The sequence below is a fragment of the Roseburia sp. OM03-7AC genome, from assembly GCF_003462625.1.
GTDB classification, from domain to species: Bacteria; Bacillota; Clostridia; order Lachnospirales; family Lachnospiraceae; genus Roseburia_C; species Roseburia_C amylophila.
Genome location: NZ_QTZJ01000014.1, coordinates 18043 through 31987 on the forward strand (window position 1 = coordinate 18043; position 13945 = coordinate 31987).

The 13945-nt window shown below is 37.9% G+C and carries 13 protein-coding genes and 1 tRNA gene; 11 read left to right on the forward strand and 3 right to left on the reverse strand.

Annotated features, from left to right (window positions below):
- Positions 1 to 122: 122 nt before the first annotated feature.
- Positions 123 to 1541 (forward strand): methyl-accepting chemotaxis protein, encoded by a 1419-nt coding sequence (locus tag DXB39_RS14125; RefSeq protein WP_117842342.1) that lies wholly within the window; start codon positions 123 to 125, stop codon positions 1539 to 1541.
- 103 nt (positions 1542 to 1644) lie between these two features.
- Here DXB39_RS14125 and DXB39_RS14130 read toward each other — a convergent pair whose 3' ends face one another.
- From DXB39_RS14130 to DXB39_RS14140, 3 genes are all read right to left on the reverse strand, one after another.
- Entirely contained in the window at positions 1645 to 1908 is a 264-nt protein-coding gene (locus tag DXB39_RS14130) for a hypothetical protein (protein ID WP_117842343.1), read from the reverse strand.
- The gene (locus tag DXB39_RS14135; protein ID WP_117699037.1) at positions 1901 to 2182 is read right to left on the reverse strand and encodes a helix-turn-helix transcriptional regulator; all 282 of its coding nucleotides are present in this window, start codon (positions 2180 to 2182) and stop codon (positions 1901 to 1903) included. The genes DXB39_RS14130 and DXB39_RS14135 overlap by 8 nt, the downstream gene beginning before the upstream one ends.
- A gap of 83 nt (positions 2183 to 2265) precedes the next feature.
- A complete protein-coding gene (locus tag DXB39_RS14140; protein ID WP_242997871.1) occupies positions 2266 to 2706 on the reverse strand; it encodes a S24 family peptidase in 441 nt (146 codons plus the stop codon).
- Positions 2707 to 2814: 108 nt separating this feature from the next.
- Between DXB39_RS14140 and DXB39_RS14820 the strand changes: the two genes are divergently transcribed.
- From DXB39_RS14820 to DXB39_RS14190, 10 genes are all read left to right on the forward strand, one after another.
- Complete coding sequence (locus tag DXB39_RS14820) at positions 2815 to 2976, forward strand: hypothetical protein (protein ID WP_158564740.1); 162 nt, start codon at positions 2815 to 2817, stop codon at positions 2974 to 2976.
- Between the two features lie 199 nt (positions 2977 to 3175).
- Positions 3176 to 3370 carry a hypothetical protein gene (locus tag DXB39_RS14150; protein ID WP_117691176.1) on the forward strand — a complete coding sequence of 65 codons (195 nt, stop codon included), beginning with the start codon at positions 3176 to 3178 and terminating at the stop codon, positions 3368 to 3370.
- A gap of 101 nt (positions 3371 to 3471) precedes the next feature.
- A complete protein-coding gene (locus tag DXB39_RS14155) occupies positions 3472 to 3810 on the forward strand; it encodes a hypothetical protein (protein WP_117842344.1) in 339 nt (112 codons plus the stop codon).
- Between the two features lie 516 nt (positions 3811 to 4326).
- Positions 4327 to 6045, forward strand: a complete 1719-nt coding sequence (locus tag DXB39_RS14160) for a glycoside hydrolase family 13 protein (RefSeq protein WP_117842345.1) — start codon at positions 4327 to 4329, stop codon at positions 6043 to 6045.
- A gap of 23 nt (positions 6046 to 6068) precedes the next feature.
- A complete protein-coding gene (locus DXB39_RS14165) occupies positions 6069 to 7418 on the forward strand; it encodes an MATE family efflux transporter (protein WP_117842346.1) in 1350 nt (449 codons plus the stop codon).
- Between the two features lie 202 nt (positions 7419 to 7620).
- A complete protein-coding gene (locus tag DXB39_RS14170; protein WP_117842347.1) occupies positions 7621 to 9339 on the forward strand; it encodes a methyl-accepting chemotaxis protein in 1719 nt (572 codons plus the stop codon).
- Between the two features lie 85 nt (positions 9340 to 9424).
- Positions 9425 to 11113: an EAL domain-containing protein gene (locus DXB39_RS14175; RefSeq protein WP_117842348.1), complete on the forward strand. Its 1689-nt coding sequence runs from the start codon at positions 9425 to 9427 to the stop codon at positions 11111 to 11113.
- 206 nt (positions 11114 to 11319) lie between these two features.
- A complete protein-coding gene (locus tag DXB39_RS14180) occupies positions 11320 to 12741 on the forward strand; it encodes a hypothetical protein (protein WP_117842349.1) in 1422 nt (473 codons plus the stop codon).
- An 81-nt stretch (positions 12742 to 12822) separates the two neighbouring features.
- Positions 12823 to 12895, forward strand: a tRNA-Lys gene (locus DXB39_RS14185).
- Positions 12896 to 13219: 324 nt separating this feature from the next.
- The gene (locus DXB39_RS14190) at positions 13220 to 13855 is read left to right on the forward strand and encodes a DUF1638 domain-containing protein (RefSeq protein ID WP_117842350.1); all 636 of its coding nucleotides are present in this window, start codon (positions 13220 to 13222) and stop codon (positions 13853 to 13855) included.
- Positions 13856 to 13945: the final 90 nt, after the last annotated feature.

Below are 13945 nucleotides of genomic sequence, written 5' to 3' on the forward strand. Positions count from 1 at the left end.
ATTAAAATTTTCTATCAAGAGAATAAAGTATTGACAAAATTTTGTGGGGTGGGGTAGAATAACGGTAAAAAATTCCAAAACATAACGCATTGGTGCCTTTCGCAGAAAGAAGAAAAATAAACATGAAAAAGAGAAAGAACTTGGGAAAAAAGTTAGTAACAATGTTAGTGTCTGTAGGCTTTTTTGCAGTTTTGATTACAGTCTTGAATTTAATGGCATTACAAGCTATTCGAGGAAAGAATAATGTGCTTATAGAACAGTTTGAACAATATGAAGAAGCAGTGGAAAATAATGATACCGCGGTTTTTGAAACAGCAAAAGGAGAAGTGGCAGAAGCCATCAGACATATCAACTACAGAATAAATGGAAGCATCATTTTTGATCTTGCACTTGTGGTAGCTGATATTATTGTAATTGTACTTCTTTCGATTGTTATTAATAAGTCCATTGTTCGTCCAGCAAAAAGAGCAAAGAATGATTTGGATGATATCATTTTAGGTATAGAATCAGGACAGGGTAATCTTACGTTAAGAGTATTTGATGAAACCAGTGATGAAATTGGTCAGCTTGCAAATGGTGTCAACCATTTTATTGAAACATTACAAAATCTTATGGTAAAGATTCAGAGTGTATCAAAAGATATGAAAGAATCTTCCTATCTTGTACAAAATGAGGCGGAATCTTCAAATATGAGTGCATCCAATGTGAGTGCAACATCGGAAGAACTTGCAGCATCCATGGAAGAGGTATCTGCTTCTCTATATGATTTAGCCCAAGGATGTAATAATCTGCTAAAGAAAATGGAAGGCATGAATGAGGATGCTAAGAACTCTGCAATGAAGATGCATGAAGTGAAGCTTACTGCAGAAAATAGCTATAAAGAAGCGATTGCATCAAAAGAAAAAACAGTAGAAACATTTGATGGCATTCAAAAGGATGTCGCGGAGGCAGTAGAAGCATCTAAGTCTGTAAATGAAATTGCAAAACTTACAGAAAATATCTTAAATATCGCAGCACAGACAAATCTTCTAGCACTTAATGCATCGATTGAAGCAGCAAGAGCAGGGGAAGCAGGCAGGGGCTTTGCCGTCGTTGCAGATGAAATCAGACAGCTTGCAGATAGTTCACGTGAGACAGCAAACAATATTCAGGAAATCAGTGGAAAAGTTATTGAGGCAGTAAACAATCTGTCTGGAAATGCAACGGAAATGATTCGTTTTGTAGATGAAAAGGTAGCACTTGATTATGACAACTTTGTAAAAATTATTGGAAATTATGATGCTGATTCTGATCAGGCAAGTAATACATTTAACGAGTTTGCAGTTAAGTCAAAAGATAGCTTAGGTACAATGAATGATATGAATGAAGGTATCAATAACATTTCTATAGCGATTGAAGAATCTGCAAAAGGTGTTACAAACGTAGCACAAGAGATATCACAACTTGTAACAGCAATTTCAGCAATTACAGTGCAGGCGGACGAAAATAAGAACCTTTCGGAAGATTTATCGGATGAAGTAGCAAAATTTGAAAAAGTTTAACTAACAGATTTTTATTATGAGAAGAACTGTATTAGGTAAATAACCCGCACTAACTAAAAATGAATGCTAGAATAAGCACAAAGGCATAGCCCCATTACGGGTTCTATGCCTTTGTGTTTTCCGGAAGATTGTCATTAACTGCATCAAATTCAAGATTCTGTTCCCGGCACCATTCGACAGCATTCGACAGAGCTTCACCGGCGCGGCAGGTCCAGAGAATGAGTTTGTTGCCATTGCGTTTCCATTCCTGGAGATATTCGATCAGTGCCTGGTTTGGCTGACCAAGCTCCGGCCATTTGCTGTAGCAGAGAGTGCCATCAAAATCAACAGCGATTGTCTGGAAATCTAACATTTTTTTATTATTCATTCAGATCATCTCCTTTAGAGGGAGTCTGCTGAACACCAAGATGATAGCAGAATAGGCTTGTTACCGGTTTGTGAAAAAAATCTGCAATTCTCATGGCGTATAGCAGAGAAGGAATATGCTGTTTTGACTCGATATTGGCAATAGTTTTCAGGCTGATGCCGGTTGCTGATGCAAGTTCTTTCTGGGTAATGCCAAGATCTGCCCTCGCTTCAACAAGTCTGCAGGTAATTGTGTCTGTCATGGTGTTTATGTCTATATCCATATCAGTATTCATATATATGCACCTCCAAATTCAGAATTGTTCAGGTCTGTTCCGCTATAATAATCCTACAGTTTTAAGTGTTCCAAAAAAAGGACTTATGAAAGAACACGGCCGAATATTTTGAAGGAACTGTTCTCTGTAACCGGAATCGGATCATATTTTTTATTCAGTGATATGAGGTAGGTTCCGAGTCTGTTATTCTGAAATTTCTTCACATATGCGTTTCCATCAAGATAGAAGATACCTATTTCGCCATCATCAAGGCATGCTGTCTGTTCAATCCAGATGAGATCCTTATTATGGTATTTAGGTTCCATACTGTCACCATCTACATATACGCCAAATGTGGCAGCCTCCGGAATGCCAGGAGAGGAGAATATCTCATATTCGTCACTATCAAGAAAAGAGCCGGTACCAGCGGAAACGGTATTGTAAAATACTTTTCTTTCCCTGATCACATGGATAGGAATGATCTCTGCCGGTTTATAGTTGCCGGTGCTTTCCAGATCGCTGATATATTCAAGCACTTTGTTCATTCCATTTTCATTCAGGTTCCGGAATGGATTAAGAGGACTCTGGCCAACAAACTCTGTATAGATATCGTATATTTCAAGAATTTCACATAAGGCGAGAAACTGTCTGGCATGCATGGAATACCGGCAATCGGCATCAGGGTAGCTGATCCAAACAATCTGGATGACGGTGTGGAAATGGATGTGCTGATCGGAAAGAGAATTGATCTGGATATGCTTCATTATGTGCCGGATCTTGCAGACAACTGGCAGGCGCAGCAGATGATAAGATAGGTGACAAAGTCGGGCAGATTGTGATCATGCCGGTTCTGATACCAGATTTTACCTTTGAATCATGGGAAGAACGTGGAACCGGGGCATTTGGATCGACAGGAGGATAAGGATGATTAAATTGTTGATGTGCATAGAGATAGGTATATGCTATACTGTGTAAAAAGATATGTACAAATTTGAAGTTTATGGAGGAATAAAGATGGATTGTTTAAGATGTAAAGAGGAAATGATTAAAGCAAAATTAAAAGGAGATGCAGTAGGTACGGTTGTTTATTTAACTAATAAGAAAAACGGTATCTTTGAGAATGAAAAGAATAGTACTGTTTCATGTTATGTATGTCCAAAATGTGGATATGTTGAATTGAATGCAGATAATGCGAAAAAATTGATTTGATAATTTCCACTTGAAACTTTCAGTAATACTGAGAAAATTAAAGAAAGTACAAAGCTCGCGAAGCTTTGAATTTACAGAACTACAAAGAAAGGATACATATTATGGAAGGAAGATTAATAGCATTTGTTATTTGGGTAATAATCGGCGTATTATTTATTGTAATGGGCATTTATGATTTTAATTCCAAGAAAGCAAAACCTTTCGGTTTTTGGGCAAATGCCGAGGTAGCGCCCATAGAAGATTTGAAAGGCTATAATCGTGCTTTGGGCATATTGTGGTGCGTGTATGGTATTTTGTTTACGTTAATTGGATTGCCTTTATTAGATGGGCAGAATTCGGGTTTGATTATTATACCTATATTGGGTGCAATGCTTATTAGTATTGCGGCTATGGTAGCGTATGTAGTAGGTATTGAACCCAAATACCGCAAAAAGAAATAAATGGAAACTTCCAGTTTGATGGAGTAATAAATTCTAGTTTGCAGAACTAATAGAGAAGTAACATATAAAACAATAAATATGGTCAAAAAATCATCGACATCCGACCTACAGCACGTTATAATATAGTTAATCTAATAAGAAAACCAAGTGATCATTGTTACAAGCTGAATCGTAATGGTGGCCAACTGTGTGAACTCGATGGAACGGAATGGTTACATCCTCCGGGTGCTCCGAGCACCGGACGAGCACTGAAAGGTGCTTTACAGAGATGAAAACAGGCCTGACGAAGCATCACTCAGATTAGATTAAAAATTCTAGTCTGGGTGATTTTTTTCGTTCAGGGAAAAGGAGAAAATGTCATTGACATAAAAGACGGATAACAGAGATTCGGATATTTTTGTCAATCGGCAAGCTGCAGAGGAAGTTATCTATAGACAAGCCAGGATTATCACGTTAAGATATAGAAAAAGTAAGTAATACGAAAGAAGAAAACAGAATATGTAAAGGAGAAAATGAATGGAATACTCTGCAATTATTCATGATATGGACAAAAGATTCTGCTATGCAATAGATAAGGATTTATTTGTGATACGCATCCAGGTAAAACGAGATGATATAAAGGAAATAATTCTTCATTATGAGGATAAGTATATACCAATGGAATGGAAGGATACGCGAAAGACAATTCCAATGAAGAAGGTTGCGACCTCACAGTTTCAGGATTATTATGAAGCGCAGATACAGATGCATCTGATATGTCTCCGTTATTTTTTTGAATTTACGGATATGCAGGGGGAAAAAGTATATTACGGCAATTATGAGTTTAGTAAGGAATGTATTACAAACAGAGACAGAATGTTTGACTGCCCGCAGAATCTACGGGAGGAAGAAATGTTTGTGGTGCCAAAGTGGGCAGAAAATAAGGTCGTATATCAGATTTTTCCGTCCCGCTTTGCATCATCACAGCCGGTAGACAAGGAAGTATGGTATAAAGCACCAGTTACGTCTATGGATAATCTGCATGGTGATCTCAGAGGAATTATAGAACATCTGGATTATGTCCATAGTCTTGGAATTGATGTTTTATATATGACACCAATCTTTAAATCAAATTCAAGCCATAAATACGATACCATTGATTATTATCAGATAGATCCCTCATTCGGAACAGCAGAGGATCTTAAAGAGCTGGTACAAAAAGCGCATGAATATGGAATGAAAGTGGTTATGGATGCGGTGTTTAACCATACAGGAAATGAATTTTTTGCATTTGAAGATATTTTGGAAAAGGGAAATAAGTCTAAATATCTGGACTGGTATTTTATTGATGAATTTCCACTTAAAAGTGAAAGGGGAGAGATTCCAAACTTCAAATGCTTTGGTTATTATGGTGGAATGCCAAAATTAAATCTGAAAAATCCTGAAGTTGAAAAATTTATTACAGATGTTGCATGCTATTGGATCAGGGAATGCGATATAGACGGATGGAGAATGGATGTAGGAGATGAAATCAGCCATTTTTTCTGGAAGAATTTTAGAAAAGCAGTTAAGGCAGTAAAGAAAGATATGCTGATAATTGGAGAAATTTGGCATTATGCAGGAGATTTTCTTGAAGGAGATGAATGGGATACGGTCATGAATTATCCGTTTTATCTGAATATGATAGATCTGCTTGCAGATGAAAAGATTACGGTCAGCCAGTTTATACAGAATCTTGGATATTTGAAAGGACGCTTAAATAAGAAATGTTATCCTCTTATGTGGAATCTGATAGACAGCCATGATACAGCAAGATTTTTACATTTATGTAAGAATAATAAGAAAAAACAGCATTTGGCAGCAGCTTTTCAATTGTTATTGCCGGGAATGCCGATGATTTATTATGGAGATGAGTATGCGATGCCGGGAGCAAACGATCCGGATTGCAGACGTGGCATGTACTGGGATGAAGAATACCAGGATAAAGAGATGTTTGAATGGTATAAACAGCTGTTACAGGTTCGAAAAAAATATAAATGTATCGTAGAAGGTGAATTGATTGAGGCAATCACAAGGGATGAGGAAGAAACCATTGTTCTGATTAGAAAAAATGGTGAAGAAACTATGGCATTGATTTTTAACTGCAGCAGCAGTGAGAAGAGATTTAATGAGTATGAGGGAAAATATAATTTGCTTGGAGAAGAACTGTTTGACGGAAAAGTTGAGGGACTTGATGCCGCAGTAATAGTGCTTTAAAATAGTTACAGAGGAAGAAGATCATGTCAAAAGATGAATATTTAATTACAGATGCACCCCTTAAAGCACTGACTGTTTTTGCAATGCCAATGATTTTCGGAAGCTTTTTTCAACAGGTCTACAATATGGCTGATTCAATCATTGTGGGTCAGTTTGTTGGATCTTCTGCCCTTGCGGCTGTTGGTGCCTGTGCTGCCCTTACGAATGTATTCATTTGTATAGCACTTGGTGCAGGTGTAGGTGCAGGTGTACTTGTGAGCCGTTATTTTGGTGCCAGAGATTATAGTAAAATGAAAACAATCGTATCAACATCATTGATTAGTTTTCTGGTTCTTAGCATACTTCTGGGAGTTACTGGCTTTTGTTTTTCACGTTCCATGATGGACTTATTACAGACACCCGCTGATATACTGGAGGAAGCAGTACTATATCTTCGTGTTTATTTTGTGGGATTTCCGTTTCTGTTTATGTACAACATTCTTTCAACGATGTTTACTTCAATCGGTGAATCAAAGATTCCATTATGCCTTTTGATTTTTTCTTCTGTTCTGAATATTATAATGGATCTTTGGATGGTAGCAGGCCTTGGTCTGGGCGTATTCGGTGCAGCCCTAGCCACGCTTATTGCACAAGGTATTTCGGCAATATTTTCGTTTTTAATCTTTTTATACCGGATACGCCAGTATAAGAGTCCGGCTCGCTGGTTTGACGGGAGGGAATTACATTCCATGCTCCGCATTGCCATACCGTCGGTCCTCCAGCAGTCAACAGTGTCAATTGGTATGATGATTGTACAGGCGGTTGTAAATCCGTTTGGTACACAGGCTCTTGCAGGTTATGCGGCAACGATGAGGGTAGAGAATGTTTTTTCACTGATATTTGTGTCCATAGGCAATGCAGTCTCGCCGTATGTTTCCCAGAATCTTGGCGCAAAGAAAATCGGGCGTATAAAAAAAGGATACCACGCTGCACTGGTGTTAGATTTATGTTTTGCAGTCCTTGCTTTTATAGTCATTGAAACACTGCATACACAGATTTCTTCATTATTTCTGGGTAAAGATGGAACAGCGCTGGCATATCAGGTGTCTGGAGATTATATGAGATGGCTCGGCTTCTTTTTCATTTTCATGGGTATCAAGATGGCAACAGACGGAGTTCTTCGGGGACTTGGAATCATGCGTCCATTTCTCATTGCAAATATGGTAAATCTTGCAATTCGTCTGTCAGTTGCTTTGATACTCGCACCGCGTTTTGGCATTGCATTTGTCTGGCTTGCTGTACCGGCTGGCTGGCTTGCAAATTTTCTGATTTCTTATGTGGCACTCAGAAAATCATGGCCAGACGATAAGATGGCTTTTGCTGCTATAGAATGATGGTGCGGCCGTTTTTATAGAAAAATACTGTAAATAGCTGTCTATAAAAATGACGAAAAACCAAAGCAGGAAGTGTTAAATTTTATCAAAAAAATAGAATTTAAAATTAAAGCTGAAAAGTCATTGACTTTTGAAAAAATTCTGATATAACAAGTTCTGGAAAAAAAGAGAAATATAATAAAGAGAAAGGAAATAAGAATCAATGTTTTCACAAAAAGATAAAATGAAAGGGAAATTAGAAAACATGCATCTGCAGGAAAGGATAAACTATGGCTACAGAAAAGTCATTATTATGATGTTAATTTCAGGCTTGCTTTCTATAGTGGTCATAGGTGTTTTATTTGCTAATATGGTACATTATATAGAAAATGTTACTGTAGCAGATCAGGCAGTAAAAATATGTAGAATTAATGTGAATGCGGCAGCAAGAAATATCAGGGAAATGGCATTAGATGATGATACTTCTTCATATGTCAGTTATGAGAAAACAGTAGAAAAGCTGCTGAAAGAAGTTGATTCTGAACTGAAAAATTTAAAGGGAACCGGAATTATTCCTGACTCAGATTATGAGGAATATTCATCAGCCCTTTCGGATTGGGGAAATATTGGTTATTCCATTATAGAAGAAATTAAAAGTGGTGATAAGGAAGAAGCAGTTGATGAAATCATGAATGATTGCACACCTGCATTAAATAAAGCGGTGGAAATCGCAATAAAATTAGATGATATAACAGACCAGGAGAGCAGCAGGGCTGCCAGAACTACATTTATTTTTGCTGCAGCAGGAATTGTATGTATTATAGTGTGTTTAATTTTTGCATGGACACTGACAAAGAAAACAGGTAAAAAAGTCCTGGATACAATTCTTGAACCTTTACGGGCAGTTGAGGATGTCGCAAAGGAACTGACAGAAGGAAATTTACACAGTACGCTGGATTATCGTTCAGAAGACGAGATTGGAAGACTGGCACACAGTATGCGTAAATCAATCCGTATCCTGGGAAGCTATGTAGACGATATTGACCGTGCAATGAAATTGTTTGCAGCAGGAAATTTTGATGTTAAACCGGAAGTAGAGTGGCGGGGAGATTTTGTCGGAATTTTAAATTCTTTTATGCAATTTGAAAAAAGTATAGGAGAAACGATTAGAGGAATTCAAAATGTTTCCAATGAAGTTTCAAGTGCAGCAGACCAGGTAGCATCAAGTTCTAATGATCTTGCAGATGGAGCTACAAATCAGGCGGCAGTAGTAGAGGAACTGACAGCAACAGTTGCAGGTGTATCTGAACAGGTAGAAAATAATTCAAAATCTGCAAAAGAAATTAGTGGAAGGGTGGATGAGCTTGGAAATGCCATTTTAGAAAGTAATGGTAAGATGCATGAAATGGTTGATTCCATGAATGAAATTAGTGAAGCATCAAAAGAAATTGACAAAATTATTGCAACAATTAATGAAATTGCTTCCCAGACAAATCTGCTTGCATTGAATGCTTCTATCGAAGCAGCAAGGGCAGGAGAAGCCGGAAAAGGATTTGCAGTTGTAGCAAATCAGGTAAATTCGTTAGCGGACCAGAGTGCCCAGGCAGCGAAAGAATCTGCAATGTTGATTGAAACCTCTGTGAAGGCAGTAGAAAAGGGTATGGTGATTGCAGGACAGACTGCGGCGCAATTGGAAGATGTTGCAGAGAACTCTAAAATAATTACAGAAGAAGTTACAAATATTGCGGAAACGTTAGAAACACAGACAACAGAAATCCAGCAGATTAATGAAGGAATTGAACAAATTAATGATGTTGTACAGACCAATTCTGCAACATCTGAGGAATGTGCAGCTGCCAGCCAGGAGATGAGCAGCGAATCAGAAAATCTGCGTGAAATGATTCGTAAATTTAAATTGGCAGAATCAGAAAAAACAGTATAATACGATAATGATTTCCAGCTATAATTTCTACCACAGAATAGAAAGTTTATCAGTATAAAAATTTTATAAGAAAGGCACTTATACTATGGATACAAACATACGCAGACTGCTCAAGGAAATAGGAGCAGAAGATTTAATAGAAGTATTTGCACCATGTATGGATGACTATCTTTATATTATAGATTTACAGAAAAATACCCTTATCATTTCACAGGCAGCGGTGAAGCGTTTTAAGATGCCGGGCAATTCATTTGATAATGCTGCCGACAGTGTCCGCTATTTTGTATATGAAGAAGACCGCCCGATGATTAGGGAACATTTACAGCGGATTGCGGATGGAAACGAAAAAAATCACAATCTGCATTACAGATGGCTTGATAAAGAAGGGATGCCGGTATGGATTAACTGCCGTGGAAAGGTAATCAATGATAACGATGGAAAACCTCATTATCTTATAGGCTGTGTAAACGAAATTGGAAATATACAGTGGGCAGATAATGTCAGCGGACTTTTGGGTGAAAGAGAAATGTATTCCTTTGTTTCTTCCCATATAAAAGACAGCTCGTCAGTATTTTTAATACATATAGGGATTGATGGATTTAATGCGATTAATGGTACATTAGGCGTAGATTATGGAAATTATGTGTTGAAAAGTGTTGCTGACGGTATCAAGGAATGTCTTTCTGATAACCAGCAGCTGTACCATCTTGTTGCAGATGAGTATATGATTGTTGATCTGGAAAGCCATACAAGAGATGATGTTATGCTATTGCAGAAGGAAATATGTAAAAAAATAGAAGATTTTATTATTTCTGAAAAATATAAGGTGGTTTTTACAGTATCTACCGGAATTATCCATGCAACGAAGCTCTTAAAATATTATGACGAGTATCGTAAAATAGCGGTTTTCTCTTTAAAACAGGCAAAGTCCATGGGAGGAAACGGAGTATATTTTTTTGAAAAAGAAGATTATAAGTTATTTTTAAAAAAAGAGAAAATAAAAAGTGCACTTCGAGGTGCCGTGACAAATGAATTTGAAGGATTTGAAGTATACTATCAGCCGATTATAGATTGTTCCTCGGGAAATATAATTGGTGCGGAAGCGCTTATGAGGTTTTCCATGTATTCAGGTGGAAAAAAAGAAAGTATCCCGCCTGTGGAATTTATACCATTACTGGAAGAAACCGGGCTTATTATTCCGGCTGGAAGATTTGTATTAAATGAAGCTGCGGCAATGTGCCATGAAATGCGGCAGTATATACCGGGATTTAAGGTTAATGTAAATATATCTTATATTCAGATGATGAAAAGTGATATCTGGAAGGACATACTTTCGTCTATAGAACAATATAATCTTCCGCCGGAGAGCCTGTGTGCGGAACTGACAGAAAGCGGATATACGGATATGACACCGTATTTTTATACGCTTCGGAAGAAATTCGAAGAGAAAAAAATACAGTTTATTCTGGATGATTTTGGTACAGGTTTTTCGAATCTACATTGTATTGTAAACATGAATCCTAATTATGTGAAACTGGATAATAATTTTACAGCAAAAGCTATGAGTCAAACAAGGGACTTTGAGCTGTTAAAAAAAATAGTTGAACTGGTACATAGTATAGATATCAAAATATGTATAGAAGGTGTAGAAAAAGAAGAGTGGTATCAAAAGCTGAAAGAAATATATGCTGATTATCTGCAGGGCTATCTTTTTGGCAGACCATGTGATAAAAATCAGTTTTTAAATCAGTTCATATGTAAAGGTATCAACTAGCAAACTATCTTAATTTTCATTTCTATTTTGGAAAAGGCTTCTTGAAGGAAAATTCTACCTGTGATAGAATAAAATTAATTATACTTACAGGGAAAGTAAGTACCCGGCTGCAGGACATATCCAGGGAACTGCCAGTATAGTGGCAGGTTTTTACGGTTTGCTCCTGCGATTTAGTGAAAAATAAAAAATCATGGAGGATTTTTACAATGGAAGAAGCAAAGCAGAACATCAAACAAAAGAAGGATTCTTACAATCTGAGAATTGTGACGGCTGTACTGGTATTAACAGTGCTGGTTTTAGGGGAATTATATGTGATGATTAACTATCCGTCCAATTATGTGGCATTGATTGTACTTACAGTTGTAGCACTGGCTGATATTTATATTCTGATTGCCAGTGCAATCCAGAAAAATTATAAGAAAGAGATTGACCAGTACGAACAGTATGATAATCTGTTTAAGTCAGAAAAAGCTTCTTATCTTGTAACCCGCAAATCCTTTGAGGATATTGCGGATCAGCTTGATCGTATCGAAGAGGCAGCCGGTTCACCGACAAAGGACATCATAGATGCACAGAAATCCATTGCCAAAGTTACCATAAGCCGTAACAAAGAAAATTCCGATGCATTGATGAATTCCAACGACAAATTATTAGAGCAGATATTTAATCTTTCCGACCGTCTGGATAATCTTGAGAAGAACATGTTAGAGCAGCAGCGTATCGTAGTTGAGAATGCCAATAAAGACCTTCTGCTAAAACAGCAGGAAATGGTAGCTTCCGTGAAAGAAATGGAATTATCCATCCACAATACCATATTAGCTGAAGTTGGAAAAATAAATGGTGCGCCAGCTGTTACTTATACAGCAGCACCGGTACAGCCATCATCAGCCGCACCAGTTGAGGAAGTAACGCCGGAAGAACCGGAAGCACCAATCGACGAAGTGATGCCGGAAGAGCCGGAAGCACCAATCAATGAAGTGATGCCGGAAGAACCGGAAGCACCAATCAACGAAGTGATGCCGGAAGAACCGGAAGCACCAATCAACGAAGTGATGCCGGAGGAACCGGAAGCACCAATCGACGAAGTAATGCCGGAAGAACCGGCAACAGAACCGGAGACAACTGTAGAGGATATGCCGGATTTAGCAGAAGATGATTTATTAAATATAGATGCTTTATTCGGAAATGACGAAGCAGCTGAAACTACAAAAGAAGTAGCAGAAGAAACCGGATCTCCAGAAGAAAACAATGAACCGGAACCAGAAGAACCAGTTGGTTTTGATGATACACTTGGATTTGCAGATGAAGAACCGGAAGAACCTGCATTTACAGAAGAAATGGTAAATACCATTGATGAACCGGTTATGGAAATGAATTCCGACCCGAATCATATGATGACACCGGAAGAGATTGCAGCTTTGATTGCAAATGCAGATTCAGCAGCTGAAGAAGCACCAGTTGTAACAGAAGATGCTATTTCAGAAGAATCTGAGCCGATAACGGAAGAGGAACCTGTGTCAGAACCGGTTGTGGAAGAACCGGCAGCAGAGCCTGTTATCGAGGCAAATTCTGACCCGAATCATATGATGACACCGGAAGAAATTGCGGCATTATTTGCTAATATGTAATTTACAAAATTTTTAAAAAAAATAAAAAATTACTTGCAATTCGATAAATTCTATTATATAATAGTCCTTGCGTTAAGCAATGCGCCACTAGCTCAGCTGGCAGAGCACCTGACTCTTAATCAGGGTGTCCAGGGTTCGAACCCCTGGTGGCGCATGTAAAGTACCGATTTTGTGGACGTGGAGCCATGGGGTTGGTGCTTTTTTTTGTTATAAAAAATCCGTAAGAAGCTGCCCGTGGCAGGTTCTGTAGATGTAAATAAGGAATGATGAAGCTATCGTTTATTTGTTCAGTATATTTTTTACTTCTTTAAAAGACCTTTGAATTGTAGTAAATTTAGTATGCAGGGCAGGCTTACGGTAGGAAAAAAGCAAAGCCTTTCTGGAAAAGCAGTTTGATTTGAATTTCATGAGGCATACCCTTTTTTAGATATTATATGCAAAAGGATATAGAAAAATATATAAATATAGAGGAAATCATTTGGAAAAGAAAATTCTGATTGCCTGTGCAATGCAGCAGGATGAAATTGAAAAGTACAGAAAACAATTAAATATAACATATCCTGTTGTATATCTGCAACGTGGATTGCATAGAAACCCGTCTGTATTAAGAAATCTGCTGCAGCAGGAGATTGACAGGCACCAGGATGTGGATATAATCCTGCTCACCTATGGATTGTGCGGGCGGGGCACGGAAGGGATTGTGAGCTGGAATACCGAGCTTGTAATGCCACGTTTCCACGACTGCATCCACCAGCTTTTGGAGAATCATGTGGATAAGAATTCTCTTTATGCGACAAGAGCGTGGACAATTGACAAGGAGTCCATTGGAGGCCAGTGCAGTACCGTTCTTGCTGCTTATGGCAGAGAACGGGGGATGGAAGTTTTAGATACAATCTATGGCGGTTATGAGAAGATTACTTTAATAGATACGCAAAGCTATGATATAAAGAAAACCAAAGATGGACTGAAAAGACCTGCAGAACTTCTAAATAAGAAGCTGGCGGTGGAGCCATCCGACTGCAATATTATAAGAAAGCTTTTATCTGGAAAATGGGATTGTAATTTCGTTCATCTTGAAAAAGGAGAGCGTGTCACAGAAAGACACTTTATATAAGAAAACCGGCGTTCTAATTTAGAATAAAGTCGAGTTATAGGACAAAATGTGTTGATGAAAACCGCTTTCAAGCCTTGAAAATAAAGGGCT